At 65.4% G+C, this 26,839-nt stretch carries 26 protein-coding genes; 16 read left to right on the forward strand and 10 right to left on the reverse strand.

All coding sequences use genetic code 11. From position 1 onward, the window contains the following. Positions 1-66: 66 nt before the first annotated feature. The gene (locus PGC08_RS00665; RefSeq protein WP_125177741.1) at positions 67-981 is read left to right on the forward strand and encodes a LysR family transcriptional regulator; all 915 of its coding nucleotides are present in this window, start codon (positions 67-69) and stop codon (positions 979-981) included. A gap of 109 nt (positions 982-1,090) precedes the next feature. Here PGC08_RS00665 and PGC08_RS00670 read toward each other — a convergent pair whose 3' ends face one another. After that, positions 1,091-1,981, reverse strand: coding sequence for an IclR family transcriptional regulator (locus PGC08_RS00670; RefSeq protein ID WP_096157896.1), 891 nt, complete (start codon positions 1,979-1,981; stop codon positions 1,091-1,093). 107 nt (positions 1,982-2,088) lie between these two features. On the opposite strand from PGC08_RS00670, the gene PGC08_RS00675 reads away from it, so the two are divergent. The 3 genes from PGC08_RS00675 to PGC08_RS00685 all read left to right on the forward strand — a co-directional run bounded on the left by PGC08_RS00675 (position 2,089) and on the right by PGC08_RS00685 (position 3,913). After that, positions 2,089-2,670: a dihydrofolate reductase family protein gene (locus PGC08_RS00675; protein ID WP_271709250.1), complete on the forward strand. Its 582-nt coding sequence runs from the start codon at positions 2,089-2,091 to the stop codon at positions 2,668-2,670. Between the two features lie 180 nt (positions 2,671-2,850). Next, positions 2,851-3,654: an ABC transporter ATP-binding protein gene (locus PGC08_RS00680; RefSeq protein WP_271709251.1), complete on the forward strand. Its 804-nt coding sequence runs from the start codon at positions 2,851-2,853 to the stop codon at positions 3,652-3,654. A 70-nt stretch (positions 3,655-3,724) separates the two neighbouring features. After that, complete coding sequence (locus PGC08_RS00685; protein ID WP_009882047.1) at positions 3,725-3,913, forward strand: hypothetical protein; 189 nt, start codon at positions 3,725-3,727, stop codon at positions 3,911-3,913. An 18-nt stretch (positions 3,914-3,931) separates the two neighbouring features. Here PGC08_RS00685 and PGC08_RS00690 read toward each other — a convergent pair whose 3' ends face one another. Then, on the reverse strand, positions 3,932-4,942 hold the full coding sequence (locus PGC08_RS00690; RefSeq protein ID WP_009882048.1) for a threonine/serine dehydratase: 1,011 nt from the start codon (positions 4,940-4,942) through the stop codon (positions 3,932-3,934). Positions 4,943-5,083: 141 nt separating this feature from the next. Further along, positions 5,084-6,436 carry an MFS transporter gene (locus PGC08_RS00695; RefSeq protein ID WP_101582762.1) on the reverse strand — a complete coding sequence of 451 codons (1,353 nt, stop codon included), beginning with the start codon at positions 6,434-6,436 and terminating at the stop codon, positions 5,084-5,086. Between the two features lie 270 nt (positions 6,437-6,706). Between PGC08_RS00695 and paaZ the strand changes: the two genes are divergently transcribed. Continuing rightward, a complete protein-coding gene (paaZ, locus tag PGC08_RS00700; RefSeq protein ID WP_271709252.1) occupies positions 6,707-8,743 on the forward strand; it encodes a phenylacetic acid degradation bifunctional protein PaaZ in 2,037 nt (678 codons plus the stop codon). A gap of 190 nt (positions 8,744-8,933) precedes the next feature. Here paaZ and PGC08_RS00705 read toward each other — a convergent pair whose 3' ends face one another. The 4 genes from PGC08_RS00705 to PGC08_RS00720 all read right to left on the reverse strand — a co-directional run bounded on the left by PGC08_RS00705 (position 8,934) and on the right by PGC08_RS00720 (position 13,582). After that, the gene (locus tag PGC08_RS00705) at positions 8,934-9,281 is read right to left on the reverse strand and encodes a type IV toxin-antitoxin system AbiEi family antitoxin domain-containing protein (RefSeq protein WP_009882051.1); all 348 of its coding nucleotides are present in this window, start codon (positions 9,279-9,281) and stop codon (positions 8,934-8,936) included. 127 nt (positions 9,282-9,408) lie between these two features. Beyond that, positions 9,409-10,329: a diacylglycerol/lipid kinase family protein gene (locus tag PGC08_RS00710; protein WP_165770470.1), complete on the reverse strand. Its 921-nt coding sequence runs from the start codon at positions 10,327-10,329 to the stop codon at positions 9,409-9,411. Then, the gene (locus PGC08_RS00715) at positions 10,326-11,978 is read right to left on the reverse strand and encodes an FAD-binding oxidoreductase (protein WP_271709253.1); all 1,653 of its coding nucleotides are present in this window, start codon (positions 11,976-11,978) and stop codon (positions 10,326-10,328) included. The genes PGC08_RS00710 and PGC08_RS00715 overlap by 4 nt, the downstream gene beginning before the upstream one ends. Before the next feature lie 5 nt (positions 11,979-11,983). Continuing rightward, positions 11,984-13,582 carry a glycerol-3-phosphate dehydrogenase/oxidase gene (locus tag PGC08_RS00720; RefSeq protein ID WP_271709254.1) on the reverse strand — a complete coding sequence of 533 codons (1,599 nt, stop codon included), beginning with the start codon at positions 13,580-13,582 and terminating at the stop codon, positions 11,984-11,986. A gap of 67 nt (positions 13,583-13,649) precedes the next feature. On the opposite strand from PGC08_RS00720, the gene PGC08_RS00725 reads away from it, so the two are divergent. The 3 genes from PGC08_RS00725 to PGC08_RS00735 all read left to right on the forward strand — a co-directional run bounded on the left by PGC08_RS00725 (position 13,650) and on the right by PGC08_RS00735 (position 16,666). Beyond that, positions 13,650-14,279, forward strand: coding sequence for a TetR/AcrR family transcriptional regulator (locus tag PGC08_RS00725; protein ID WP_069599187.1), 630 nt, complete (start codon positions 13,650-13,652; stop codon positions 14,277-14,279). An 84-nt stretch (positions 14,280-14,363) separates the two neighbouring features. Beyond that, a complete protein-coding gene (locus PGC08_RS00730; protein ID WP_271709255.1) occupies positions 14,364-15,827 on the forward strand; it encodes a hypothetical protein in 1,464 nt (487 codons plus the stop codon). Then, on the forward strand, positions 15,824-16,666 hold the full coding sequence (locus PGC08_RS00735) for an SMP-30/gluconolactonase/LRE family protein (RefSeq protein WP_271709256.1): 843 nt from the start codon (positions 15,824-15,826) through the stop codon (positions 16,664-16,666). Before PGC08_RS00730 ends, PGC08_RS00735 begins: the two co-directional genes overlap by 4 nt. Before the next feature lie 60 nt (positions 16,667-16,726). Here PGC08_RS00735 and PGC08_RS00740 read toward each other — a convergent pair whose 3' ends face one another. The 3 genes from PGC08_RS00740 to paaI form a co-directional block, all read right to left on the reverse strand. Next, positions 16,727-17,389 carry a TetR/AcrR family transcriptional regulator gene (locus tag PGC08_RS00740; RefSeq protein WP_009882059.1) on the reverse strand — a complete coding sequence of 221 codons (663 nt, stop codon included), beginning with the start codon at positions 17,387-17,389 and terminating at the stop codon, positions 16,727-16,729. Positions 17,390-17,422: 33 nt separating this feature from the next. After that, positions 17,423-18,718, reverse strand: coding sequence for a phenylacetate--CoA ligase PaaK (gene paaK, locus PGC08_RS00745; RefSeq protein WP_271709257.1), 1,296 nt, complete (start codon positions 18,716-18,718; stop codon positions 17,423-17,425). A gap of 105 nt (positions 18,719-18,823) precedes the next feature. Further along, entirely contained in the window at positions 18,824-19,327 is a 504-nt protein-coding gene (gene paaI, locus PGC08_RS00750) for a hydroxyphenylacetyl-CoA thioesterase PaaI (protein WP_009882062.1), read from the reverse strand. 482 nt (positions 19,328-19,809) lie between these two features. On the opposite strand from paaI, the gene paaA reads away from it, so the two are divergent. From paaA to PGC08_RS00790, 8 genes are all read left to right on the forward strand, one after another. Further along, positions 19,810-20,787, forward strand: a complete 978-nt coding sequence (paaA, locus tag PGC08_RS00755) for a 1,2-phenylacetyl-CoA epoxidase subunit PaaA (protein WP_009882063.1) — start codon at positions 19,810-19,812, stop codon at positions 20,785-20,787. Next, a complete protein-coding gene (paaB, locus tag PGC08_RS00760) occupies positions 20,784-21,110 on the forward strand; it encodes a 1,2-phenylacetyl-CoA epoxidase subunit PaaB (RefSeq protein ID WP_009882064.1) in 327 nt (108 codons plus the stop codon). Before paaA ends, paaB begins: the two co-directional genes overlap by 4 nt. A gap of 13 nt (positions 21,111-21,123) precedes the next feature. Continuing rightward, positions 21,124-22,092, forward strand: coding sequence for a 1,2-phenylacetyl-CoA epoxidase subunit PaaC (gene paaC, locus PGC08_RS00765; RefSeq protein WP_271709258.1), 969 nt, complete (start codon positions 21,124-21,126; stop codon positions 22,090-22,092). Next, positions 22,086-22,637: a 1,2-phenylacetyl-CoA epoxidase subunit PaaD gene (gene paaD, locus PGC08_RS00770; protein WP_009882066.1), complete on the forward strand. Its 552-nt coding sequence runs from the start codon at positions 22,086-22,088 to the stop codon at positions 22,635-22,637. The genes paaC and paaD overlap by 7 nt, the downstream gene beginning before the upstream one ends. Before the next feature lies 1 nt (position 22,638). After that, positions 22,639-23,793, forward strand: a complete 1,155-nt coding sequence (paaE, locus tag PGC08_RS00775) for a 1,2-phenylacetyl-CoA epoxidase subunit PaaE (RefSeq protein WP_205676731.1) — start codon at positions 22,639-22,641, stop codon at positions 23,791-23,793. 111 nt (positions 23,794-23,904) lie between these two features. Next, complete coding sequence (locus tag PGC08_RS00780) at positions 23,905-25,071, forward strand: thiolase family protein (protein WP_009882068.1); 1,167 nt, start codon at positions 23,905-23,907, stop codon at positions 25,069-25,071. Then, on the forward strand, positions 25,068-25,895 hold the full coding sequence (locus PGC08_RS00785; RefSeq protein ID WP_096145781.1) for an enoyl-CoA hydratase/isomerase family protein: 828 nt from the start codon (positions 25,068-25,070) through the stop codon (positions 25,893-25,895). Before PGC08_RS00780 ends, PGC08_RS00785 begins: the two co-directional genes overlap by 4 nt. Next, the gene (locus tag PGC08_RS00790) at positions 25,892-26,788 is read left to right on the forward strand and encodes a 3-hydroxyacyl-CoA dehydrogenase family protein (protein ID WP_271709259.1); all 897 of its coding nucleotides are present in this window, start codon (positions 25,892-25,894) and stop codon (positions 26,786-26,788) included. Before PGC08_RS00785 ends, PGC08_RS00790 begins: the two co-directional genes overlap by 4 nt. Positions 26,789-26,839 lie beyond the last annotated feature (51 nt).

Consider the following 26,839-nt stretch of genomic DNA (forward strand, 5'->3'; position numbering starts at 1 on the left):
CACTAGGGATCATTGGTCGCCTAGGATATAGCAAGAAATCGTCCGCAGTGTCATAGTGTCTATATCATGATGAATCTGCAGCAGTTCCGGGTTCTCCTGGCCATTCGGGACGAGGGAAGTCTCAATCGGGCCGCCGAGGTGCTCGACCATGGGGTGCCGACCGTGACCCATCATCTGCGCACCCTCGAATCCCATCTGCGGATCAAGCTCGTCGATCGCTCCCGCAACGGGACGAGGCTGACACCGCTCGGGGAGTCCTTCGCCGAGGAGATCGAACCGGTCCTTGCCCGCATCGACCGGGCCGAGCAGCTTGTCACGGCCCAGCGTGATGCCGGTGTCGTGTCCCTGCGCGTCGGTTCCTTCTCCTCGATCGGCTCACGGCTGCTGCCCGCTGCGATCGCCGAACTCCAGCAGCGCACCTCGGTGCGCGTCGAGGTCGTCGAGGCCGAACCCAGCGAGGTGGTGCGGATGCTGCACAGCGGTGAGGTCCACGCCGGGCTCATCTACGACATCCCCGAACTGCCCGAATTCGCGGGCCCCGAGCTGCGGCTGCGGACCCTGCTGGACGAACCCTACCGGGTGATGGTCTCCCGCGATGGGGAGCTCGCAGCCCACGAGGTTCTCGACTTCGCAACGATGAGCGACGTCGACTGGGTGCTCAGCCACAACGAAGCGGAGGCCTCGGTGCGGGTGCTGCGGCGCATCTCCCGGGGACTGGGATACGAACTGCGCGAACTCATGCGCAGCGACGACCTCTACATGATCCACGGGCTCGTGGCCGAGGGTCTCGGCTGCGCCCTGACCACCGAGGTGGCCGTGGACACCGACTTCGACGTCGTTCTTAGGCCGGCCAAGCAGGACCTGGGCCAACGTCGGGTCTCCTTCGTGACCAGGCCAGGCCCGAGCCCTGCTGCGGTGGGGTGGCTGGGCGAGATCCTCGGTGCGGTGGCCGCGCGACTGGGAGCCGCCTCGGCGGAGTGAGTGGGCTGAGGCGATGGAGGAACTTTTGGTGTGAGATCAGCTGTCGATGCCACACCAAAAGTTCCTCCATCCGAGCCTGAGCGCGGTGCGGCGGGGGATGGCGAGTTGGTCAGGGATCTGCGTGGTCGCTGAGCGCCTCGGCGATCGTCTTGGCCTCGCGGCGGAGCAGGGCGACGAGTCGTTCGACGCGGGCGCCGGTGACGCGGTCGGGGACGCTGGCGATCGACAGGGCTGCGCGAGATCGGCTGCCGCGGACCTTCAGCGGCACGCCCACGGCCCATGAGCCTTGGGCGAAGAGGCCCGGATTGTGCACGAAGCCGTCGACGCGGGCGCGGTCGATGATGTCGCGCAGCGCTGCGATGGACACCTTGGGGTACCGCTCGGCGAAGATCTGCGCGTTGGCCTCGAACTGAGCGTCCACCTCGGCGGGAGAGAGCTCGGAGAGGATCGCGAGGCTGCCGGCGCCGATGCCCAGCGGATGGCGATCACCCACGGACAGAGCATTGTTGAGGATCTCGCCGAAGCCCTCCTCGCGACGGGCGCAGATCGAATAGCTGCCGGTGCGCAGGGTCAGGAAGGCCGTGTCCTGGCTCAGTTCGGCCAGGCGCAGCAGGCTCGACTCCGACTCGGTGACCAGGGGGTCGACCGATTTCTGGGCGAGCTGACCGAGAATCTGAGACTGCACGCCGAGGCGGTAGCCGCCCTCGTCGAGGCGTTCGACGTAGCCCATGGCGATGAGCGCCTGGAGCATGCGGTGGACGCTGGCCTTGGGGCGGCCGCTGATGGAGGCGACCTCGGACAGGCTGGCACCGTTGCTGCGCTCGCCAGCAATGAGGCCGACGAGGTTGAGCAGGGTCAGGGCTCGCTGGATGCTCTGGGCCCCGGTGCCGGGTTCGAGGTCGTCGACGGCGTGGGCGACGTTGAACGATGCGGAGCGGCGCAGGATCTTCCCGCGCATCTTCATCCGGTGTTCGTCTTGAGGGTCGCCGCCGTTGTGCATGCCTCCATTATGGTCCCGCGCGGCTTCGTCTGCTGGAGGTGGGTCTGGTCATCGCTGCCAGGGGAGCGCACACTGAATTCATTGTCTACGCTCTGTGAGGAGCAGTCATGAGTGCCACATATACGTTCGACGTGTTCTCGAGCCTCGATGGGTTCGCCTCGGTCAGTCCCGACGGCGACTGGGGAGGGTACTGGGGCAAGCAGGGCCCGGAGCTCCTCGACCATCGGCTGGAGCTCTACAACGCGGACACTCGAATGGTCTTCGGGGCCCAGACATTCCGTGATTTCGTCGGCATGCTCGCGGAATCCGACATCTACACCGACGTGCTCGACCCCTGGGTCACCGCCATGCGCAATTGCCCGGCAACCGTCATCTCACAGACTTTGAGCGAGCCGCTCGATTGGCCCAACGCAGTCGTCGCCGCAGGTGACGCGGTTGACGGGGTGGAGGAGATGAAGGAGGAATCCGAAGTCCCGATTCGTTCGCATGGCAGCCTGTCGATGAACCGGGCGCTTATGGAGGCAGGGCTCGTCGACCGGCTGCAGGTCACGATCTACCCGGTCATCACCGGGCGCACGGGCGCCCAGCCCATCTTCGCGGGGACGCAGGACTTCGATCTCGAACTTCTCGACTCCACTCTGCTCGACGGAAGAACCCAGGAACTCGTTTACCGGCCGACCCTGCACTGAACTCTTCAGGCTGACGTCTTCCGCTGGTCGCGACTCAGCGATCCAGGATGTGGAACATGGGTGTGTCCGGGGAGGACCACCTCGGCGGGGCCCGGATCTAGAATCGACAACGGCTCCCTGACGGAGCCGACTCCCGAGCGGAGCCGAGCGATCTCGATGTGGGAAGAGAGTGTGGACGACGTGGCAAAGACGGTCCTGAAGTTGGACGATGTGACGTTCCGACGTGGGGAGACGAAGATCCTCCACGGCATCGATCTGGCGATCGGTCAGGGCGAGCACTGGGTCCTCATCGGGCCGAACGGAGCCGGGAAGTCGACGATCCTCAGCTTCGCCTCGGCGCAGGTGTTCCCGACGTCCGGCACGGTCGGCATCCTCGGCGAGAGGATGGGCCGCGTCGAGCTTCAGGCTCTGCGTCGCCACATCGGTCACGTGAATCCGCGCCATCCGCTGCGCTCGAATCTGTCCGTGCGCGACGTCGTCCTCACCGGACTGACCGGCACGGTCGAGCGCCCCTTCCGCTGGGAGGCAAGTGCCGAGCAGGTTGCGAAGGCCGATGATCTCATCGCCGAGGTGGGGCTGACCTCCCGTACGGACGCGGGCTGGAAGGTGCTGTCACAGGGGGAACGAGGCCGAGCCCTGGTGGCTCGGGCGCTCATCGCCGATCCGCAGCTCCTCCTCTTCGACGAACCGACCACCGGCCTTGATGTCGCCGCCCGCGAGCAGCTGCTCGAGACCATCGACTCGCTCTCCGTGACCTCACCGCAGCTGACGACGCTCCTGGTCACCCACCATCTCGAGGAGATCCCGGAGTCCACGTCGCACGCGATGCTCATCTCCCACGGTCGCCTCACCGCGTCAGGCGAAATCGCCGAGGTCCTCACGACCGACAAGGTCAGTGCGGCCTTCGAGCATCCGATCGAAGTCGGCTTCGCCGATGAACGGTGGTCTGCCCGGGCGATTAGGCAACGGGCTGTGGCTGTGTAGAGGCTCATGTTCCGGGGCAGCCGTGACGCGCGTCATTGCGCGCTCAGACCACGCGGCTTAGTCTTGAAGCATGAAGATGAGTACCGTATGGAGCATCGTTGGCGCGATCATCGCCATCATCATCGCGTGGTGGGTCGTCAACGTCGCGTTCTCGATCGCCTGGTTCCTCGTCAAGGCGATCATCGCCCTCGTCGTCGCGGTCGCCATCTTCGCCCTGATCAAACAGGCTTTCAGGTCGAAGGACAAGCAGCGCAGCTAGCGCCGAACTCTGCGTTCTTCAGAGATCGCCGAGGCTGGTGTTCGCCCCGCATAGGACGACGCAGACCTTTTCGTCCGGTCCCGGCACGTAGACGCCTGAGTCCTCAGAGCCGTGGATTCCCGCCAGCGCCGTCGCCGCCGCATGTTCAAGCGCCAGACGGTGCTCACTCCACAGGTGACGCCGGGCGCTGACGATCTGCTCATCGTCGACGAGCACCGAGGTGACCAGGTCACTCTGCGCGGCAGCCACCGCCAGGGGAGTGGCTCTCCGGGCACCCAAAGAGTCCGCGGCCACCGAATCGACCGGCACGTCCACGGGTTCGCCCGCCTCCAAAGCAGCATTGAACGCCCGACAGTTCCGCGGTTCGACGGCGACAGTGCGCACCCCATGGAACGTCGCAGCCGTGGCCACGCCCGCGAACAGACCCCCACCGCCGACGGAGACGACGATCGTATCGAGGTCAGGGATCTGAGAGAGGATCTCGGTCATCATCGTCCCAGCACCGGCGGCGATGAGCGGATTGTCGTACGCGTGTGAAGCCAGCGCCCCTGAAGACTTGACGAATTCCTCGCAGGCCAGGGCAGCCTCGGCGAATTCGGAACCGATCAGACGCACTTCGGCGCCATAGCCGCGCAGCCGCTCGACCTTGACGGCGGGCGCATTCTCGGGCAGGAACACGGTCGCCGGAACCCCGGCATCGCGAGCTGCCCACGCGCAGGCCAGTCCCGCGTTCCCGCCCGAGGCGATCGTGACACCGGCATCGGGGAGAGTGCCTTCAGCCAAGTGGGTCTGGATGAAGTTCTGCGCTCCGCGGGCCTTGAACGATCCCGTGTACTGCATGAATTCGAGAGCGAAGTGGACTCCCGAACCAGCCGGGTCGCTGCTTGGCGGGGCACTCCACGTCGCGGCCGTCGGCGTCGGCGCAGCGGGTGCCTGGCCGGGCTGGGCGGAGGCCACCGTCACCGGACGCACTCGACCGGCGATCCGGGCGGCCGCTGCTTCGATATCGGGGTAGGACAACTGCGTCACTGGAGCCTCCTCAGTTGGTGAGAATGGACAGGCTGATCACTTTTGATGCAACGAGCCAGTCTGCAGACTGGCCTGCTGCACCAAAAGTGATCGGTTCCGACCCCCACCCTACGGGCATGCCACCCTACGGGCTATGCGCGTTCAGCTTGTGTGCTTGACGATGCCCAGGGACGCGCCCTTGGTCTCCTTGACCAGGCTGACGGCGATGAGCGAGATGATGCAGACGACGATCATGTAGGCCGCGATCGACAGTGAGGAGCCGGTCCGAGCCAGCAGGGTCTCGGCGATCGTCGGCGCGAAGGCACCACCGAGGATCGCACCCAGGGCATAGCCGATCGAGACGCCGGAGTAACGGACCTGGGGTGGGAACATCTCCGCGTACATCGCAGACATCGGGCCGTAGCTCAGGCCCATGCCGACGGTGAGGACGAAGATGCCGATGCCGTACATCCAGATATTGGCCATGTCGATCATGAGGAACGTCGGGACCAGCCACAGGATGAGCAGGATGTAGCCGACCTGGAAGGTGCGCACGCGACCCAACTTGTCCGACAGGGCACCGCCCCACATGGTGAAGACCAGCCAGCCGAAGCTCGCCAGGGTCGTGGCCAGGAGCACGGGTGCCCGGTCGAGGCCGACGGTGCCGCCCTGGTCGATGGGCCGCGAGGCATAGGCGGCGAAGAACGCGATGATCATGTAGCCCACGGCGTTGTTGCCGATGAAGATGAGAGCGGAGAGGATGACTTCCTTCGTGTTCTTCTTGAACAGCGTCGACAGTGGAGCCGAGGACTCGGCCTTGCGTTCGGCGAGTTCGGCGAAGATCGGGCTTTCTTCGACCTGGCGGCGAATGTAATAGCCGACGATGACGAGGACGACGGAGAACAGGAACGGGATCCTCCAGCCGAAGCTCGCGAACTGTTCGGTGGTGAGAACGGTGGTCAGGATCCAGATCACGCCGGTGGCGAGGATCATGCCCACGGGCACGCCGATCTGCGGATAGGCGCCGAAGAGCCCGCGTTTGTTCACCGGTGCGTGTTCGACGGAGAGCAGTGCGGCACCGCCCCATTCGCCTCCGGCGGAGAAGCCCTGCAGGATCCGCAGCAGCGTGAGCAGGATGGGTGCGCCGATTCCGATGGCCGCATAGTTGGGCAGGAGCCCGATGAGTGAGGTGGCCAGGCCCATGAGGATGAGCGTGAGGACGAGCATCTTCTTGCGTCCGATGCGGTCGCCGAGGTGGCCGGCGATGATCGCGCCCAGTGGCCTGAACAGGAAGGAGATTCCCAGCGAGGCCCAGGCCATGATCTGTCCGAGGGCCGGGTTGTCCGAAGCCAGCGGGCCGAAGTACTGGACGGAGAGGATGAGGCCGGCGGCCTGTGCGTAGATGAAGAAGTCGTACCACTCGATGGTGGTGCCGACGAGGGTTCCGGCCAGGACCCGGCGTTCCTCGCGGGTGATCGAGGCGGGGGCTGCCGTTGCGGGCGAAGCTGTGGACATGAGAGATCTCTCCCGGGGGGTGATGTGGTGCGACACGGTGCGGCGTACGCGGTGGTCCTCGACTCTGAGTGATCGCCGGCGCGTTCGGGCAGGTGACTGAATGGTCAGTAATTGTCTTCGAGCATAGTGCACATGGTGATCGGTGTCACCTGCCGGGCCGGGCAATGACAATAACCGACCGATTGGTTAGTATTGCTGTCAGGAAGCGGCAGCGGGGCCGATAATGGCCGCCGTGCACCGGGAGACACAGTTCGACCAGGGAGAGACGATATGACCGAGATCCTCAGTTCGTATGTGGCAGGCGACTGGCACGCCCCCAGCGGGAGCCCCGAAGGCGCCCGAGCCGTCCACGACGCGACGAACGGGCAGCTGACCCACCACGTCTCCTCGTCCGGCATCGACTTCGCCGCCGTCGACGAGTACGCGCGGACCACCGGCGTCGCGGAACTGCAGAAGCTGACCTTCCACCAGCGCGGCGTGATCTTGAAGAAGCTCGGCGCCTACCTCATGGAGCGGGCCAAGGACTACCACGAGATCTCGTTCACCACCGGCACGACCAAGCGTGACGGATTCGTCGACATCGAAGGCGGCATCGGCACCCTCTTCACCTACTCCGGCGTGGCACGTCGGCAGATGCCCAACTCCACGGTCCACCTCGACGGAGGAATCGAGCGCCTGTCGAAGAACGGCACCTTCGTCGGCCGCCATATCCTCACCTCCCGGCAGGGTCTGGCACTCCAGATCAACGCCTTCAACTTCCCCGTCTGGGGCATGCTCGAGAAGTTCGGCCCCATGTTCGTCGCCGGTGTCCCCGTCATCGTCAAACCCGCCACCGACACTGCCCACCTGACCCGCGCCGTCGTGGCCGACATGGTCGAGTCCGGTCTGCTGCCTGATGGTGCCATCCAGCTCATCGCCGGTGACGTCACTCCGCTCTTCGACCATCTGGCCGAACAGGACGCCATCGCCTTCACCGGTTCTGCGAATACGGCCAAGCACCTCGGCGGCCTGGACTGCGTGCGCGATCGCGGCACCCGCTTCTTCGCCGAGGCGGACTCCCTGAACTTTTCCCTGCTCGGACCCGATGCCGCCCCCGGCACCGAGGAATTCGACCTCTTCATCTCCGGCGTCGTCGCCGAGATGACCATCAAGGCCGGCCAGAAGTGCACCGCGATCCGCCGCACCTTCGTGCCCGAACAGCACAAAGAAGCCGTCGCCGAGGCACTCCTCGTGAAGCTGGAGACCCAAGGTGTCGGCGATCCACGTGAGAAGTCGACACGGCTGGGACCGGTCGTGTCTGACAAGCAGCGCAACGACGTTCTCGATGCCATCGATGAGATCACCTCGGCGGGGGTCCACGTCCTCACCGGCGGTCGCGAGGCCTCCGACGAACTGGCGCAGAACCTCGGCGGGGCCTATGTCGCAGCCACCGTACTCCAGGCCGACGATCCCTGGGTCGATGCCGTCCACGACGTCGAGGCCTTCGGTCCGGTGACCTCGCTGATTACTTATTCCTCCACCGCCGAGGCTGTGCGTCTCGCCGCTCGCGGGCGCGGTTCCCTGGTCGGCTCGGTCGTCACCCACGATGCCGAGTTCGCCACCGAATTCGTTCGCCAGGTCGCCCCCTGGCACGGGCGCATCCTCGTCCTCGACCGCGATGATGCCGAAGAGTCGACCGGGCACGGTTCGCCGCTGCCCAACCTCATCCACGGCGGCCCCGGACGCGCCGGCGGCGGCGAGGAGATGGGCGGACTGCGCGGCGTCGAGCACTTCATGCAGCGCACCGCGATCCAGGCCTCGCCCGACATGCTCACCGCGATCGGCGGCGAATGGGTCGCCGGAGCGCAGCGCCGCACCGGGCAGCATCCGTTCACGAAGACCCTGGCTGATCTGCGCGTCGGCGAGGCCCTCGAATCCGAGCGCCGGACCGTCACGCTCGAGGACATCTCGCACTTCGCGGAGTTCACCGGTGACACCTTCTACGCCCACACCGACGAGGAGGCTGCGGCCGCGAACCCGTTCTTCCCCGGACGCGTGGCGCACGGCTACCTCATCGTGTCCTTCGCCGCCGGTCTCTTCGTCCAGCCGGACCCCGGCCCGGTCCTCGCGAACTACGGCCTCGAGGGACTGACATTCATCACACCGGTCTCACCAGGGGATTCGCTCAAGGTCACGCTGACCGCCAAGCGCATCACCCCGCGTGAGACCGATGAGTACGGCGAGGTCCGCTGGGATGCCGAAGTCGTCAATCAGAACGACGAACCCGTGGCGAAGTACGACGTGCTCACCCTGGTTGCGAAGGAGTAGGAGCGACACGCACCCGCAGTGAGGCCGCGGGCGCCCGGTTTCGCGCGCGGAGGCCAACGGTTGGTAGATTCGTCTCGAAATTTTGCAAGCGGTCGAGGCGAACTTACCAACCGTTTGCGCTGTGAGTGCGTGAAACAGGGCGAACATGGCCGATGAGTTCAATGTGACATCGAGCGGCTGGGTGGTGTGCTCATCGTGCACGCTGTGCCATGTCTAATAGTCGGGCCTCGCGGGCGCCAATCAACTCACGTCGGTTCGCCTCTTCGACCAGCGACCGCCAGCGTTCGGGCGGCATCTCTGTGCGCAGGTCCTCCAGCGCACGGTGGGCAGTCGTTGCCGGGATGCCTTCGTACTGTGTCAGATCGGTCGTTGGGATGTCACGGTATAGGTACACGCCATTGCCATAGGCTCTCAGCGCGCCACGGTGCGCAAGCTTGCGCACTTCCACGGCAGGCACACCCGCATTCTCGGCGTCGGCGATCGTGACGACACCGTGCTGTTCTGCGGCGATCTCCCAAAGATCGTGTCGATAGCTCATGACCCCATCTCTCCCTGTGAGTCAAGAGAGCACCAATATCAGTACTCATTTGCCAAGATCTTGAGGACCATTTGGGATGCGGAAGTCGTCAATCAGAATGACGAACCCGTCGCGAAGTACGACGTGCTCACCCTCGTCGCGAAGGAGTAGGAGCGACACGCACCCGCAGCGCCGCTGGTCGGACGGACAGCGTGGCTGGGGTGTGGGTGACGGCATCGCCGTCGGCGACGATCTCGACCGGCGCGGCTCCCTCACGTGACGCAATCGTCACCTCACGTGCATGGCGGAAGGTGATGTGCGGGTGGAGGGCGCGCTGTCCCAGCGTGAACGCCACGAGTTCGAGGGCCAGCCGCGGCAGCCACACGTCCCGCAGCAGCACGACATCGATGAGGCCGTCGTCGAGTTTCGCTTTCGGAGAGAGCTTCAGTCCGCCTCCATAGCGACCGGAGTTGGCGAATCCCGCCGTGTAGCCACGGAACTCGACCTCTTCTCCGTCGATGGTCAGTGCCAGATCGATGCGCTGCGGCTGCAGGATTGCGCGGATGATGCCGTACAGATAGACCCAGTGCCCTTTGATGCGTTTCACCGAATCGGCATGGATCTGGACTGCGGAGTCCAGCCCGAGGCAGATATTGCCCACGGAGATCCGTCCGTCGAAGTCGATGACGTCGATGGACCGGTCGCGTCCCTCGGCGATGATGGCGACAGCGGCCTCGATTCCCTTCGGAATGCCGAGTTTGCCGATGAGGTCGTTTCCTCGCCCTCCGGCGACGATGCCCAGCGCAGTCTGTGTGCCGACGAGTCCGGCTGCGACCGCGCGCACCATTCCGTCCCCTCCCAAGGAGACGACGATCGGTGCATCCTGTTCCGCGTAGTGTGCGGCCAGTTCTCCGGCGTGCTGTTCGCTTGTGCTCTCGACCAACAGCGCCGTCATCCCGTGGGCGGCGAAGGCCGCTCTGACCGGTTCGATCCGCTCCCGGACCGCGCCATGGCGGGCGGCAGGGTTGAGGATGACGGGCACCGACAGCGGCGGCGGTGCGGTGCTCACAGTGCCTCCGGCCCGTTCATGAGCTTGCCGGGGTTCATGATGCCTTCCGGGTCCACTTCGGCCTTGGCGGCGCGCAGCATCCGCACCCACAATTCGCCGGTCTCCTGAGGGAGCCAGGGAGCGTGGTCCGCTCCGGTTGCGTGGTGGTGGGTGATCGTTCCACCGTTGTTGACCATGGCGTTGCCGGCCGCGGTCTTCACCGCCTTCCACTGCTCCATCTCCTGGCCTTGCTGCCGCTTGGCGAAGACGGTGTAGTAGAGCGAGCATCCGGCGGAGTAGAGGTGCGAAATGTGGCACAGGACCAGGGCCGGCGTGCCGCGGTCGGCCAGAGATTTCTCGATGTCCTGTTTGATCGTGTCGTGCAGGGACTCGATCCTGCTCCACGGCGCGGCCGTCTCCATCGTCTCGACCATGACACCGTCGGTCATCAGCTGGTCGCGCAGGTACGGGGTCGAGAAGCGGTGCTTCTCCCACGCTGTCTCGGGCGAGCCTCCCATTGTGACGCCTTTATTCTTCCTGGCGAGCGCTCGGCCCGCAGCCCGGCGCGACCTCGCCTCCGACTTGCGGCCGTCGTAGCGCAGCACCAGCATGCACGGCGTCGTGACGCCGCGTGCGCGAAGGTAGGCGAGAAGGCCCTTGCGCTGAATGTCGCTGCCCAGCTGAGCCAGACCGAACTCTGTCTCATTGAGGTCGGAGAGTCTCGCGATGTCGGGGCGTACGCCACTCTGCTCAATCTCGCGCAGTGCCGTCGCGCCCGAGTGGAAGTCGGGGAAGAACCAGGCATCCGGCAGTGCCACCTCCGGCACGCGCTTGATGCGCAGCGTTGCCTGGGTGATGATGCCCAGCGTGCCCTCGGAGCCGACGAGGAGCTGACGTGGATTGGGTCCCGCCGCAGTGGCGGGAGTCGAACGCAGTGTGATCCGGCCGCTGGGAGTCGACGCCCGCAGGCCGAACACGTTCTCGTCGATGCGACCGTAGCCGGTGGACTGCTGACCGGCTGAACGTGTGGCGACCCAACCGCCGACGGTGCTGAACTCAAATGACTGCGGGAAGTGGCCGAGTGTGAGGCCCTTGGCCTGCAGCTTCTTCTCGAGATCCGGACCGAATACGCCCGCCTGAACTGTCGCCGTCAGCGACTCCTCATCGATGTCGAGGATCTCATCGAGGCGCGCCAGACTGATGCAGACACAGCTGCTGAAATCCTGGCGAAACGCGTCGATGCCGGCGACGACGCTCGTCCCACCGCCGAAAGGCACGACCGCAATGCGCTCGTCCTGACAGATGGTGAGCAGCTCGTCGACCTCCATCTCGGAGGCCGGGTAGAGCACGGCATCCGGAGCGAACGGCACTTCGCCGCTGCGCAGACGCAGCAGGTCGGGGACGCTGCGTCCAGCGGAGTGCGAGACACGGGTCGCGTGATCATCGCGAACGTATTCGGCGCCCAGAAGTGCTTCGAAGCGAACACGTGCGTCGGCGGAGAGTTCGGCTTCGGGAAGCTGGACATCAGCGAGTTCGACTGGAGGGAGGTTGACACTTGCGGGCCAGCCACAGGTCGCGGCCAGCATCTTCTTGGCACCGGGCTTGACCGGGCCGTCGTGCCCGTCCTCGCCCCAGCCCCACCAGCGCATCCTCGGTTCAATGGTGTCCATAGGGGTCATCCTTCGTCCTGGTTGTGATGAGTGTTCTCGGGTAACTGTGTGGCGTCGATGAGCTCTGGGGCATGCCTGCGCACGGCGGCGGCAAGGTCGTCGCGATCGGCGTCGACGAGGCCCCAGCGGGTTCTGCGGTCGATCACGTCCTCAACGGTGAGGGCGAGTTCGTGTTCGACGGCGAACCTGATCTCCGCGCCGCTGAAGGGAATTCCGTCTCTGACGGGCTCATTCAGTGCAGAGTTGTCGGCACCGTATGCCGCAACCAGCTCGGCGTCGGTGCCATAGCGGCGGATCAGGTGTTCGGGCAGACGTGGTCTCGGTGCACCTGCTCCGACGAGGCTGAGTGTCGTGGTGCGACACGGCTTCGCCGTCAGCCCGGCGGCTTCGACCGCCGCATCGACTGCGTCTTCGGCCATGCGCCGATAGGCCGTGAGCTTTCCGCCGACGATGGTGAGGAGGTCGGTCTGCGGGTCGCGCAGCAGTGCGTGTTTGCGTGAGAGGTCAGCGCCGGAGTCGGCCTTGCCTTTGAGCAGCGGCCGGAACCCGGCGTAGCTGCCCACCACATCCTCGGGTGAGAGTGGATCCTCCAGGACGGCGTTGATGATGTCGAGCAGGAATGTGCGCTCATCGGCGTCCGGTCGAGCCCGCTGAGGAATCCGTCCGTCATGGGGGTCATCGGTCAGACCGATCATGACCAGTCCGTCGTCCCAGGGCACGGCGAAGACGAACCTGCCGAAGTGGTCGGGGACCGGCGCGGTGATGGCAGCAGTCGGGTTGCCCATGCTTTCGGCCCGAACCAGCAGATGCGAGCCCTTGCTCGGAGCGAGCTCGACGTCGTCGGAGAGGGTGTCGGCCCAGACACCTGCGGCGTTGATGATCTGCTTCGCACGGATGGTGTGAGGCTCACCCGTGAGCTGGTCGGTGACGTGGACGCGTCCGGATTCGACGCTGGTGGCAGAGGCGTAGGTGATGATGTGCGCCCCATGGGCCGCGGCGGTGCGGGCCATGGTCACCACGAGCCGGGCATCATCGACGATCTGGCCGTCCCAGCTGAGCAGGCCACCGCGCAGTCCGGCGGCAGTTGTGGACGGCGCGAGTCGACGGACCTCAGCGGGCGATATTCGGTGGGGGCGAGGGAGCAGCGATTTCGGTGTGCGCGCCAGCATTCTCAGCGCATCTCCCGCGAGGAAGCCGGTGCCGATCAGCGTGGCATCCAGATGGCCGACGTGGGTGTGCAGCGGGAGGACCATCTGGACAGGGTGAACCAGGTGCGGCGCGATGCGGCTCATCAGGTGGCCGCGTTCGACGGCGGACTCCCACGCGATTGGGACGTCGAGCTTCGCCAGGTAGCGCAGGCCACCGTGGGCCAGCTTCGAACTCCAGCCGCTGGTGCCAGAGGCGAGATCTCCGCGCTCAATGAGCACGACGCTGAGACCTCGGGAGGCCGCGTCGAGTGCGACGCCGACGCCGGTGATTCCACCACCGATGACCACAAGGTCGAATGCCTCTGCGCCCGATGCCTCTGCCTCGGAGAGTTCTGCGATGTCCCGCGCGCGCCGTTCAGCGTTGAGCGCGGTGTTGCCTGACGTGCTGGATGTCATTCCCGACCTTTCTGGTACGAAGTCGTACCAGTTTGCATTCGCTGGTCTTTGTTGTCAAGATCACAGTGTGAATGATCAGGGACGTCCGTATGCCGGGGCCAGCCGCGAACAGCGCGAAAGTGCTCGTCGCGAGCAGCTCGTCACGGCCGGAATCTCACTCTTCGGTACTCAGGGCTATCGGTCGGCAACAGTCGGCGCGGTCTGTGCGGAAGCCGGTCTCAACAAGCGCTACTTCTACGAGTCATTTGCCACCCTGGAAGACCTCCTCTGTGAGGTCTACGGGCGAGTGGTCGCTGATCTGCGCGCCTCGGTTCTCGCCGGCGGGGGAGAGGATGCCGCGGCGGTGCTGCGTGGATTCATGTCAGGGTTCCTCACCTGGGCGCAGGCCAACCCGGTGCAGGCACGAGTCCACCTCTTCGAGGTGCTGGGAGTCAGTGCGCAAGTCGATGAACTGTATCGCTGGCAGGGACGAACAATCGGCGACGAACTCTCGAGTCGCCTGTCTGCGACGGTAGATGCTCCCCAACTCACGGCAGGCCAGCAGCGGGTCCTCGGCGACGTGCTCATCGGAGCCGGCGTGCAGATGGTCGTCAACTGGGTCATCAGCGACTATCAGCCCCCACGCGACGAGCTGCTCGATGAGATGGACTCGACCTTGGGGTGGGTCCTCGCCGCCGGCTTGTCCACGCTGCGCTGACGCGATCGCTGAAGAGAACGCATCGAGGACAGGTGTGCGCCTCGGCGGGTATCGTCGAGAGAAGCCCGTCGACAGGAGAGCACAGTGAACGCCAACCTCATCATCTGCGGAGCCACCGGTGACCTTGCGGGGCGGTTTCTGCTGCCGGCCCTGGCGGAGCTCGCCGCAACCGATGCGCTGCCGCAGGACTTCTCACTCTTGGCTTCGGGCACTCGGGACTTAGGCGACGAAGACTACCGTGACCACGCCGAAGAGAAGCTGAACGAGCACGGCGCCGACAGCCCGGAGACCGCTCGCAGCTGGATCCTCGACCGAACCCGGTACAGGCCCGCCGATGTCACCGACCCGACCGATATGGCCGACCTCATTGCAGCGACCGGCAACGCGTCCGCAGCAACCGGCAATGCACAGGATTCTCCGGTGACCGTCTATCTCGCACTGCCCACCGGTCTCATGCCCGATGCGCTGCGAGCCGTGGCGGCAGCGGACCTTCCCGCAGGCAGTCGGATCGCGATGGAGAAGCCCTTCGGCGATGACCTCAGCGGTGCCGAGGAACTGGACGACCTCCTCGGCGAGCTCTTCGCTGATGAAGCTGCCACGATCGTCTTCAACGTCGACCATGCCCTCGGGATGGCTCCGCTGCAGGCGATGCTGGCACTGCGATTCGCCAACCCCCTGCCCGAGGCGGTCTGGAACGGTGAACACATCGAGGAGTTCCGGCTGCTGTGGGATGAGGCCATCGCGCTCGAGGGGCGAGCCCGGTTCTACGACAGCACGGGCGCCCTCAAGGACGTCCTGCAGAACCACCTGATGCAGGTGCTGACGATGAGTGCCATGGAGCGGCCCGAGGGAATCGAATCGGGGTGGCCGAGCGCGGCAGAACTGCACGCCCGCAAAGTCGAACTCCTGTCCGCCGTTCGACCGTTGTCGCCCGCTGACGTTCTGACCTCCACCCGTCGCGCCCGCTACACCGCCGGGACGCTCGCCGACGAACCGGAGGCCGCGGGGAAGATGGTGCCTGACTACATCGACGAAGACGGTGTCGATGGGAACCGCGACACCGAGACCTTCGCCGAGGTTGTCCTGCAGATCGACTCTCCCCGCTGGGCAGGTACCCGGTTCCGTCTGCGCACGGGAAAGGCTATCGACTGCACACGCAAGGGCATCGAAATCCTCTTCCGCCCCGTCGGTGCTGCACAGCAGGGTGCGCGCTTGTGGATCGGCCTCGACGGACCCTTCGACATCGAGCTCGCTCTCAATTCGAGCAGCTCCCGAGACAGATTGACCCCGATGAGTCTGATCGGTGAGCAGCCGAAACCGGAGCTCTCCCCGTACGGACATGTGCTCAAGAACATCCTCGATGGAGAGTCTGACCTGGCCGCCGGACCGGAGGAATCGACACTGGCCTGGCAGATCCTCACCCCGGTCCTCGAAGCCTGGGCAGATGGGTCCGTGCCGATGGAGGACTATCCCGCGGGCAGCTCGGGCCCGGATTCGGAGCCACCGCCAGGACCGCAGCCTCAGCCGGGCGTAGGGGAGCAGCCATGAGAGCCGAGCAGATCACCGATCCGATCGCCTATCACGGCGAAGGCCCTGCGTGGTCGCCGTCCTGGGGCGGCCTGCGCTGGGTCGACATGCTCGCCGGCGACTTCCTGACGCTGCGTGATGACCGGATCGAACGCCAGCACGTCGCCGAGGTCGCCGCAGCAGTCCGCCCTCGCCGAGGCGGTGGCGCGGTCATCGGAATCGAGCGCGGTTTCGCCCTCGAAAGTCCCGACGGACAGATTGATCCCCTGCCCGAGGTGTGGACTTCGCCGGACGTCCGCATGAATGAGGGCGGCTGCGATCCGCAGGGGAACTTCTGGTGCGGATCGATGGCCTACGACCAGAGCCCCGGCGCGGCATCGCTCTATCGTCTCAGTCCCGACGGTCGAGTCGACATCATGCTCGAGGGCGTGACCGTATCCAACGGCCTCGAATGGAGTCCCGACGGTTCACTCGCCTACTACAACGACACACCGACGGGCCAGGTTGCCGTCTTCGACTTCGACCCCGAAGAGGGACTGCGCAACCGTCGGATCCTCGTCGAACTCCCCGACGGCGGTCGTCCCGATGGGCTCACCGTCGACAGCGAAGGCTGTGTGTGGACGGCCGTGGTCAACGCGGGAGCGGTTCACCGCTACCGACCCGACGGCACCCTGGACGGAATCGTCGACGTCGGCGCCGGCAAGGTCACTGCCTGCACGTTCGGCGGAGAGAACCTCGATCGGCTCTTCATCACCACCTCGCAGGAGAATGTGGACACAGCGGCAGATCCACTGGCGGGTGCCCTGTTCGTCGCCGAGGTGGGTGTGGCCGGACTGCCGATCCGCGAGTTCGCGGGGTAGGAGTCACGGTCGTTCTCAGCTGGCCGACTGTCAGCTGGCCGATTCTCAGTCGGCCGACTCTCAGACCTCGAGGCCGTTGAACGCCATCGAGGTGACGGCGTCGGCGATCCTCTCGGGGTCGACGGGGTAGCTGGGGCGATACCACTCGGTGATGGAGTTGACCATGCCGAAGAGCAGACGTGTGATCAGGCCGGGTGTGAAGTCCGAGCGCAGCCCGCCCTCCTCGATCGCTGCGGCGACGAGGACGCGAATCTTGTCGTCGATCTTGCGTCGCTGCTCGAGAGCTTCGACCTCGACGGCGGAGTTCCCGCGCACTCGCAGCAGCAGAGTCACGGAGTGGTGGTACTCGATGAGGATGACAACGCTGGCATGAACGGCGGCACGCAGGCGCTCGAGGGCGTCCAGCCCTGGGCGCTGACTCTCGGCCTCAACTGCTGAGTCGAGGGCGCGAATGCCGCGGTTGATCGCCAGATGCAGCAGCTCTTCCTTCGACTTCACGTGATGGTAGATTGCAGACTTCGTGATGCCGAGCTCGCGGGCCACGGTGTCCATCGATGTGCCGTCATAGCCGCGCGTGACGAAGACCTCGGTGGCCTTGTTGATCAGCGTCTCCCGGTCATAGCCGGGCCGTCCGCGACGGTTGCGCTTGGGTGCTGCGTCCACAGCAGCATCGACACCTGACTCGAGGTCCGGTGTCTGCGCAGGTGAAGTCGTTTTCGGCATGCGCACCAGTCTAGTCAGCCTGTACCGGACTGATCACCGCAGGCCCTCGCGGCGATCGATGATGCGCTTGAGCTTGCCGACCGAACGGGGCAGCTCGCCGGGCTGGAGCACCGACACGGTCGAGGAGACGCCGAGGCGCTCCTTGATCCGAGCGGCGACCAATCCGCCCAGGCCGTCGAGTTCGGCGGCGCCGACTCCTTCGCGGCACTCGACCTCGACGGTGACCTCGTCCATTCGGCCGGGGCGGGTGAGGACGAGCTGGAAGTGGGGGCTGAGGTGGGCGAACTCGAAGAGCACGGACTCGACGTTGGCCGGGTAGACGTTGACGCCGCGGATGATGATGAGGTCATCGGAGCGGCCGGTGATGCGTGAGATGCGACGGAAGTTCGGGTTCGCGGTGCCTGGCAGCAGGCTCGCCAGGTCGTGGGTGCGGTAGCGGATGATCGGCAGGGCTTCCTTCGTCAGCGAGGTGAAGACGAGTTCGCCCTCTTCGCCGTCGGGCAGAACCTCGCCGGTGTAGGGGTCGACGATCTCCGGGTAGAAGTGGTCTTCCCAGATGGTCGGTCCGTCCTTCGTGACTGCGGATTCGCAGGCCACGCCGGGGCCCATGACCTCGGAGAGTCCGTAGATGTCGACGGCGTTGATGTTGAAGGACTTCTCGATCTCCTTGCGCATCTCATCGGTCCACGGTTCGGCGCCGCAGATCGCGGTCTTCAGGCTCGTCGTGGTCGGGTCGATGCCCTGCTTGTGGAATTCGTCGAGGATCGTGAGCAGGTAGGTCGGCGTGGCCGTGATGATGTCGGGCTGGAAGTCCTGGATCAGCTGCACCTGCCGCTGCGTCTGACCGCCGGAGATCGGGATGACGGTGAAGCCGTGGCGCTCGGCACCGTGGACGCCCAGGCCGCCGGTGAACAGGCCGTAGCCGTAGGCATTGTGCATCATCTGGCCGCGCTTGCCGCCGGCGCCGAGGATCGAGCGTGCGATCAGGCTGCCCCATTTGTCGAGGTCACCCAGTGTGTAGCCGACGACGGTCGGCAGTCCGGTCGTGCCCGAGGAGGCATGGACACGGGCGACTTCTTCGCGCGGAACGGCGAACATCCCGAACGGGTAGTTGTCACGCAGGTCCTGCTTGTTCGTAAACGGCAGCTTGGAGATGTCGTCGAGACTGGTGATGTCCGCGGGAGTCACGCCGAGGTCGTCGAAGGCCTTTTTGTAGAACGGGACCTTCTCATAGACCTTCGTGACCGTGGATTTGAGGTTCGCGAGCTGGTCGGCGCGCAGCTCGTCGAGGCTCATGCGCTGTCCGGCGTCGAGTTCGGTGTCAGTCATCGTTGTCTCCTTGGTCAATCCTGTTGTGCTTCGCAATTCGTGGGGCGCCGAGGTGGGGCGCGAGGTGGGGCGCCGTTTCGGGGGAGTGCCGGGTGAGGGGAGGGGTCAGGTCGAAGGTGTCGCGGGCTTCGGTGGGGGCAGGGTGCGGGAGCGGCCGCGATAGGTGGCAACGATCTCGTCGCCGCGAGTGACTTCGATGTCGTAGATGCCTGAGCGACCCTGTTTGACGATCTCTTTGCCGCGGGCGATGAGTTTGTCGCCGACGTATGTGGGCTTGAGGAAGTCGATGTCGCCGCCCGAGGCGACGGTGATCGAGCCGGGGTAGTTGCAGGCCATCGCGAAGGTGGTGTCGGCGAAGAGGAAGATGTAGCCGCCGTGGGTGATCTCGTGCCCGTTGGCCATGATGTCGGTGATCGTCATCGAACACTGCGCCCAGCCGGGGCCGTGGTCATCGACGGTGATGCCCAGGTGCTGAGATGCGCGATCGTTGGCGAACATCGCCGCAGCACCGGTCAGCTGCTCGCTGTCCGTGCCCGATTCGGCGCTCGTACTGTCGGCAGACGTCGCCGTGCGAGCGGTTGTCGTTGCCTCGGGACTGGGCTCTCCCATGTCAGGCTCCCCTTCGAGTCGCTGATTGCTGTGGTGATCACTCGCTGGGCAGTGGTGACCTTATGTGGACGATGGCTGTCAGCAGTCCGAAGTTCCCGGTCGTGGCACCTTCGAAGAATAAACGACCATCTGGTCAATAAATATGGTTGTGATCGGCGTCTCTGTCAAGTCGGACGGCCAGTTCTCGCCAAAACTGGCGGATTGGAACCCTGAGGTGGGCGGGCCTGAAGCTCGAGACATCGACGGAGCGCCGAGGCCACTGTGCCTGCGTCGTTGCCTCGGAGCGACGCCGGTGTGTCGAGGGAGATGCCGCAAGCGTCGCTGCTGCAGCTCTGTGCGTTGCACCTTGGCGTGCGGTGTGCCACACTGATAGTGAACAATACAGAACAAATGGTCAGTAAATGGTTTCGCCGGTGCGTCGGACTTACGATGGGCGGACCGAACGCAGAAGCCGGAAGGGCACGTCCAAGGGTGGAGTGGTCATGACAACGCAGATCAATGAGAACCAGTTCGACGCCGAAGAGCTCGAGGCTCAGTTCGAGGTGACGATCAAAGCCAAAGACCGGATCGAACCGCGCGACTGGATGCCGGAGAACTACCGCAAGACTCTCGTGCGGCAGGTGGCCCAGCACGCGCACTCGGAGATCATCGGCATGCAGCCCGAGGGTAACTGGATCTCCCGCGCGCCCTCGCTGCGCCGCAAGGCGATCCTGCTGGCCAAGGTTCAGGACGAGGCCGGTCACGGCCTCTACCTCTACTCCGCCGCCGAGACCCTCGGCGCAACCCGCAACGAGCTCACCGAGAAGCTCATCGCTGGCAAGCAGAAGTACTCCTCGATCTTCAACTACCCGACGCTGTCCTACACCGACGTCGGCACGATCGGCTGGCTCGTCGACGGTGCGGCGATCTGCAACCAGGTGCCGCTGTGCCGGACCTCGTTCGGCCCCTATGGTCGCGCCATGATCCGCGTCTGCAAGGAAGAGTCCTTCCACCAGCGCCAGGGTTACGAACTGCTGATGACCATGATGCGCGGCACCGAAGAGCAGCGCGCCTCGGTCCAGGAATCGGTCAATCGTTTCTGGTGGCCCTCGCTGATGATGTTCGGCCCACCCGATGATGACTCACCCAACACCGAGCAGTCGATGGAATGGGGCATCAAGACCCACACCAACGACGAGCTGCGCCAGAAATTCGTCGACATGTCCGTCCCGCAGGCCGAAGCCCTGGGCGTGACCTTCCCTGACGAGGGCCTGAAGTGGAACGAAGAACGCGGCCACTACGACTTCTCGACCCCTGACTGGGACGAGTTCTGGGCCGTCGTCAAGGGCAATGGCCCCTGCAACGAACAGCGTGTGGCCCACCGCAAGCGTGCCTGGGACGAAGGAGCATGGGTGCGTGAAGCCGCGCTCGCCTTCGCTGAGAACACCACAAACACCACCTCCGAGGAGGCCGCCAAATGAGCGCAGACACCAACTCCGGCACCGCAGGAACCCCGAGCGTCCGCGGCGAATGGCCCCTCTATGAGGTCTTCGTGCGCGGCAAGCGCGGACTCAACCACGTCCACGTCGGATCGCTGCACGCTCCCGATGACCAGATGGCCCTGCGCCACGCCCGCGACGTGTACACCCGCCGCAACGAAGGCGTGAGCCTGTGGGTCGTGCGCTCCTCGTCGATCACGGCCTCGAGCCCCGATGAGAAGGACCCCATGTTCGCCCCCGCAGGCGACAAGGTCTACCGCCACCCGACCTTCTACGACATCCCCGACGATGTCCCCCACATGTGAGGAGGGTCTGACGATGACCAACGAACCTTCCATCAACGTCGACCACGACGAGGCCGGCGCCAACATCGAGCACGGCGACCACGAGAACGCCTATTCGGGCCTGCTCGTCAACGACGCGCACTGGGCCTTCGGCACCGACTTCGAAGACCCCCTGGCCGGCGTCGACACCACCGTGCCCGAGGGTTTCGACCCGAAGGACCTCGCCGCCTACTGCCTCATGCTCGGCGACGACGCCCTCGTCTTCTCCCAGCGGATCTCCGAATGGTGCTCCAACGCGCCTGACCTCGAAGAGGACATCGCGCTGGCCAACATCGCCCTCGACCTGCTCGGCCAGTCCCGGCTCCTGCTCGCCCGCACGGCGGCAGCCGATCCGAGTCTCGTGCCCGAGCTGCCCGAAGGCTCCCCGGTTCCCGATGAGGACCGCCTCGCGTACTTCCGCGAGGACCTGCAGTTCCGCAACGTCCGCCTCGCCGAGGTGCCCAACGGTGACTTCGCCGAGGCGGTCGCGAAGATCCTCATCTACTCCACCTGGCGCCTGGCGATCTTCGAACGCCTCCAGGCCAGCCGCGACTCCGTGCTCTCGGCCATCGCGGTCAAGGGCGTCAAGGAGATGTCCTATCACCGCGACTTCGCAGGCCGCTGGGTCCTCACCCTGGCCCGCGGAACGGAAGAGTCGAAGGCTCGCCTCCTGAAGGCACTTGATGGACTCTGGCCACTGTGGAACGAACTCTTCGAGACCCACCCGATCGAAGCCTCGGTGGCGGCCGCCGGAATCGGTGTCGATCCCGCCGAGGTGGCCGATGAGGCCGGAGTCATCCTCGACCAGGTCTTCGCCGCCGCCGGCATCGACCGCCCCGAACGGGGCACGCTGGCCGGAGTGCGAGGACAGAAGGGCCGCGACGGACTGCACACCGAAGCACTGTCGAAGATGCTCGCCGACATGCAGGTCGTCGCCCGCCAGTACCCGAAAGGACAATGGTGACCGCAACACTCGAGACCCGGATGTCCGCCACCCAGAACACCACCGACGCCGAGGCGCTCGATCGTGCTCGCGCAGCCGCAGCTCGCGTAACCGACCCGGAGATGCCGATGCTCACGCTCGTCGACCTCGGCGTGCTTCGTGATGTCACGATTGAGGACGACCACGTCGTCACGACCATCACACCCACCTACTCGGGATGCCCGGCGATGGCGACGATGCGCGATGACCTGCAGCGCGAACTCCAGGACGCTGGCTTCCCCGACGCCGAGGTGCGGGTGTCCCTGACGCCGGCCTGGACCAGTGACTGGATCACCGAGGAAGGGCGGCAGGCACTCAAGGGCGCCGGCATCTCCCCACCCGGGCAGGCACCCCGGCACACGGGGCCAGTGGCACTGACCCTGATGCCCACGAAGCGGGCACTGGTCTGCACCCTGTGCGGATCGGCGAATGTGAAGCTGTCCTCGGAATTCGGGCCGACTGCGTGCAAGGCCATGTACCAGTGCAACGACTGCCTCGAACCGTTCGAACACGTGAAGGAGATCTGAGATGACCGAGACGATCAATCAGAGCGCCGAGGCGGCTTCCCCGACCCAGCCGACCGACGGAACCCAGCCGACCGACCCGGCCGTCAAGGGCGAGGGCGCCTCCCGGTCGAGCTTCTACCCGCTGACCGTGAAGTCTGTCGACCACCTCACCGACGACTCGGCGGCAGTGACCTTCGACGTCCCGGACGAGTACGCCGAGCTCTTCGACTTCGCCGCCGGGCAGTCCCTGACTCTGCGTCGGATGATCGACGGGGCAGAGCACCGCCGCTCCTACTCCATCTGCTCCCCGGCAGGAACCGATCCGCGCATCGGCGTCCGCGAGATCCCCGAGGGGCTCTTCTCCCAGTGGCTCGTGCATGATGTCCGCGCTGGTGAGACCATCGAGGTTCAACCGCCCAGTGGCAGCTTCCAGGCCGATCCGGACGTCGGCGGACGGCACCTGTGCATCGCCGCAGGCTCCGGCATCACCCCGATGCTCTCGATCGCGACAACCGTGCTGTCCAACCCGGATGCCTCAGTCACTCTGCTCTACGGCAACCGGAACACGAACACCGTGATGTTCGCCGAGGAGCTCGCGGACCTCAAGGACGCCCGCAACCAGCAGCTCGACCTCATCCACGTCCTCTCCCGCGAACCCCGCGAAGTCGAACTCTTCTCCGGCCGACTCGACGAGGACAAGCTGCGCCAGCTTCTGTCGAACCTGGTGCCCATCGGCGACATGGATCATGTGTGGCTGTGCGGGCCCTTCGGCATGCTCAACGACGCCCGCAAGGTCCTCGACGAATTCGACGTGCCCAAGGACAAGGTCCACTTCGAACTCTTCTACGTCGACGAACCGCCACCGGAGGTCGTCCACGCCGACAAGGTGCTCGAAGGTGCCACCAGCGACGTCACGATCGTCCTCGACGGACGACGGACCACCTCGGCGATGTCGCAGGGCAAGACGATCCTCGACTCAGCACAGGAATCGCGGACCGACCTGCCCTTCGCCTGCAAGGGCGGCGTCTGCGGGACCTGCCGCGCCAAGATCTGCGGCGGCGAAGTCGACATGGTGCGCAACTACGCCCTCGAAGACGCCGAGGTGGAGGCGAACTTCGTCCTCACCTGCCAGACCTTCCCCGTCAGCGACGAGGTCACGGTCGACTACGACTCATAGTCACGGTCGAATGCGACTCGTGATCGTCGAGACTTCCGAGCGTCTGGCGCTTTCGGTCGCTAGGCTTGAGAAGCGCCGACGCTGCACCACACATCACACCTGAGGAGACCCATGCCCGAGGCTTTCATCCTGGACGGACTGCGCACACCCATCGGCCGCTACGGGGGAGTCCTCGCAGATCAGCGCCCCGATGACCTGGTTGCGACCACGCTCAAGGCCGTTGTCGAACGGTCGGGAATCGACCCGTCCGACATCGACGAGGTGATCCTCGGCTCGGCGAATCAGGCCGGTGAGGACAACCGCAACGTCGCCCGCATGGCCGTGCTGCTGGCGGGTCTGCCCGAGTCCGTTCCTGGCTTCACCGTCAACCGCCTGTGTGCCTCCGGGCTGACCGCGATCACGACGGCTCGGCAGATGATCGCAGCTGGTGACGCCGATGTGGTTGTCGCCGGTGGCGTCGAGTCGATGACCCGCGCCCCCTGGGTGACCGAGAAGCCGCAGCGTCCGTGGGCGAAGCCGGGTAAGTCCTGGGACACCTCGATCGGCTGGCGCTTCACCAACCCCGCCTTCGGCGAGGACACGACCCTGTCGATGCCCCAGACCGCCGAACGCGTGGCCGAGAAATGGAAGCTGGGCCGCGAAGAGCTCGACGCCTTCGCCTACGCCTCACACCAGAAGGCACTCGCAGCGCAGGAAGCAGGCAAGTTCGATCCCGAGATCCTGCCCATCGGCGACGTCAGCGCCGATGAGGGACCACGCGCGGACACCACTGTGGAGAAGCTCGCCAAGCTGCGCGCGATCCACGGCCCCGGCGGCGTCATCACCGCCGGCAACTCCTCTTCCCTCAACGACGGTGCCGCGGTGACGATTCTCGTCAGCGAACGCTACGCCGAGAAGCACGGACTGAGCCCCCGAGCACGCGTCGTCACCGGTGCCAGTGCCGGCGTCGCCCCGGAGATCATGGGCATCGGCCCGGTCCCTGCCACCCGCAAGGCACTGGACCGTGTCGGCTGGTCCGTCGATCAGCTCGACGCCGTCGAACTCAACGAGGCCTTCGCCTCCCAGTCCCTGGCCTGCATCGGCGACCTGGGCCTGGACCCGGAAACCGTCAACGGCTTCGGCGGCGCGATCGCGTTGGGCCACCCGCTGGGCTGCTCGGGCGCACGCATCACCCTGACACTGCTCAACCGCCTCGAACAGGCCGATGCCAAACGCGGACTGGCGACGATGTGCGTCGGCGTCGGCCAAGGCTCGGCACTCCTGCTGGAGCGAGCATGAGCGCCGGCGGCGCCGAGGGCGCAGCGAGCAGCGCCGAGACCGCAGCGTCGAACTCCCCACTGCTCATCGAGCGCCACACCGATCGGGTCATCATCCGACTGAACCGGCCCGAGGTTCGCAACGCCATCGACCAGAACATGGCCGATGCCCTCCACGAGGTGTGTGCCGAACTCGAAGCCGATCCGAAGGTCGCCATCCTCACCGGTTCGAACGGCGTCTTCGCCGCCGGAGCCGATATCGGGCAGCTGCGCAATCGCGGCCGTGAGGAAGCCTTGGCCGGCATCAACTCGAAGGTCTTCACCCGTATCCAAGAACTGCCGATGCCCACCATCGCCCTGGTCGAAGGCTTTGCCCTGGGTGGAGGAGCGGAGCTCGCCTTCGCCTGTGACTTCCGCATCGGGACACCGACGACGAAGATCGGCAACCCAGAGGCCGGACTCGGCATCCTCGCCGCTGCCGGAGCCGCCTGGCGTCTGCGCGAACTCGTCGGAGAACCACGAGCCAAGGAGATTCTCCTGGCCGGCCGCACCCTCCAGGCCGACGAGGCGAAGTCGATCGGACTGCTCAACGACGTCGTCGACCCCGAAGACCTCGAACTTGCCGGCGAGGCACTGGCCGACCGAATCGCCAGCTTCGCCCCATTGGCCGTGAGACTGAGCAAGTCCGCATTCCACGCACCCCGCGAGGCTCACCCGCTCATCGACAACCTCGCTCAGGCCGTGCTCTTCGAGACCGAGGAGAAGTACACCCGCATGGATGCGTTCCTCGCCAAACGAGAAGCCAAGAAGCGGAAGAAGGCTGAACAGGAAGGCACCGCAGAATGAGCGAGCAGACAGCACACGAACCCGACGCCGTACACACCCCGAACTCGGCAACGGACTCAGACAACGCAGCCAAGGTCCCGGAGACCGTCGGCGTCTACGGCGGCGGACGGATGGGTGCCGGCATCGCCCACGCATTCGCCAGCGCCGGAGCCCGCGTCATCATCATCGAGAACACCGATGAGACCGTGGCCGCAGCCAAGGAACGCGTCGACGCCTCGATCGAGAAGTCGAAGTCCAAGGGCCTCGAGGTCAGAGGAAGCGTCGAAGTCGTGCGCGACCCCACGCTGCTCGATCAGGCACTGCTCGTCGTCGAAGCAGTCCCGGAGATCGTCGAACTCAAGCAGGAGATCCTGGCCGCCATTGCGAAGTACGCGCCGGCTGCGAGCATCGCCACGAACACCTCGGCCCTGTCCATCGATGAGCTCGCGGTTGCACTGCCCAGGCCCCAGGCCCTCATCGGACTCCACTTCTTCAACCCGGTCCCGGTCTCAGACCTCGTCGAGGTCGTCGTCGGCACCCACACCCAGCCTGCGCTTGTCGATGTGGCGAAGTCCTGGGTCGCAGGTCTGGGGAAGACGGCGATCACGGTCAAGGACTCACCCGGATTCGCCTCCAGCCGCCTCGGCGTGGCCCTGGCCCTCGAAGCGATGCGGATGGTCGAGGAAGGAGTCGCGAAGCCTGCGGACATCGACAACGCGATGACCCTGGGTTACCGCCATCCGGCGGGACCGCTGAAGACCACCGACATCGTCGGCCTCGACGTCCGCCTCGGGATCGCCGAGCATCTGGAAGCAGAGCTAGGACCCAGATTTGCACCGCCTCAGCTGCTCAAAGACAAGGTCGCAGCCGGTCAGCTGGGTCGAAAGTCCGGTCAGGGATTCTATACTTGGTGACCAGGCAGGCAACAAGCCTGCTTGTTACACCGTCATCAGCAACACCGTCAG

Source organism: Brevibacterium sp. BDJS002, from assembly GCF_028201555.1.
Taxonomy (GTDB): Bacteria; Actinomycetota; Actinomycetes; order Actinomycetales; family Brevibacteriaceae; genus Brevibacterium; species Brevibacterium aurantiacum.

Excerpts from the sequence above, each read along its gene's own strand:
- PGC08_RS00665 (WP_125177741.1), top strand. The coding sequence starts at position 67 with ATGATGAATCTGCAGCAGTTCCGGGTTCTCCTGGCCATTCGGGACGAG.
- PGC08_RS00670 (WP_096157896.1), bottom strand. The coding sequence starts at position 1,981 with ATGCACAACGGCGGCGACCCTCAAGACGAACACCGGATGAAGATGCGC.
- PGC08_RS00675 (WP_271709250.1), top strand. The coding sequence starts at position 2,089 with ATGAGTGCCACATATACGTTCGACGTGTTCTCGAGCCTCGATGGGTTC.
- PGC08_RS00685 (WP_009882047.1), top strand. The coding sequence starts at position 3,725 with ATGAAGATGAGTACCGTATGGAGCATCGTTGGCGCGATCATCGCCATC.
- PGC08_RS00695 (WP_101582762.1), bottom strand. The coding sequence starts at position 6,436 with ATGTCCACAGCTTCGCCCGCAACGGCAGCCCCCGCCTCGATCACCCGC.
- paaZ (WP_271709252.1), top strand. The coding sequence starts at position 6,707 with ATGACCGAGATCCTCAGTTCGTATGTGGCAGGCGACTGGCACGCCCCC.
- PGC08_RS00705 (WP_009882051.1), bottom strand. The coding sequence starts at position 9,281 with ATGAGCTATCGACACGATCTTTGGGAGATCGCCGCAGAACAGCACGGT.
- PGC08_RS00715 (WP_271709253.1), bottom strand. The coding sequence starts at position 11,978 with ATGGACACCATTGAACCGAGGATGCGCTGGTGGGGCTGGGGCGAGGAC.
- PGC08_RS00720 (WP_271709254.1), bottom strand. The coding sequence starts at position 13,582 with ATGACATCCAGCACGTCAGGCAACACCGCGCTCAACGCTGAACGGCGC.
- PGC08_RS00735 (WP_271709256.1), top strand. The coding sequence starts at position 15,824 with ATGAGAGCCGAGCAGATCACCGATCCGATCGCCTATCACGGCGAAGGC.
- PGC08_RS00740 (WP_009882059.1), bottom strand. The coding sequence starts at position 17,389 with ATGCCGAAAACGACTTCACCTGCGCAGACACCGGACCTCGAGTCAGGT.
- paaK (WP_271709257.1), bottom strand. The coding sequence starts at position 18,718 with ATGACTGACACCGAACTCGACGCCGGACAGCGCATGAGCCTCGACGAG.
- paaI (WP_009882062.1), bottom strand. The coding sequence starts at position 19,327 with ATGGGAGAGCCCAGTCCCGAGGCAACGACAACCGCTCGCACGGCGACG.
- paaA (WP_009882063.1), top strand. The coding sequence starts at position 19,810 with ATGACAACGCAGATCAATGAGAACCAGTTCGACGCCGAAGAGCTCGAG.
- paaB (WP_009882064.1), top strand. The coding sequence starts at position 20,784 with ATGAGCGCAGACACCAACTCCGGCACCGCAGGAACCCCGAGCGTCCGC.
- paaC (WP_271709258.1), top strand. The coding sequence starts at position 21,124 with ATGACCAACGAACCTTCCATCAACGTCGACCACGACGAGGCCGGCGCC.
- paaD (WP_009882066.1), top strand. The coding sequence starts at position 22,086 with ATGGTGACCGCAACACTCGAGACCCGGATGTCCGCCACCCAGAACACC.
- paaE (WP_205676731.1), top strand. The coding sequence starts at position 22,639 with ATGACCGAGACGATCAATCAGAGCGCCGAGGCGGCTTCCCCGACCCAG.
- PGC08_RS00780 (WP_009882068.1), top strand. The coding sequence starts at position 23,905 with ATGCCCGAGGCTTTCATCCTGGACGGACTGCGCACACCCATCGGCCGC.
- PGC08_RS00785 (WP_096145781.1), top strand. The coding sequence starts at position 25,068 with ATGAGCGCCGGCGGCGCCGAGGGCGCAGCGAGCAGCGCCGAGACCGCA.
- PGC08_RS00790 (WP_271709259.1), top strand. The coding sequence starts at position 25,892 with ATGAGCGAGCAGACAGCACACGAACCCGACGCCGTACACACCCCGAAC.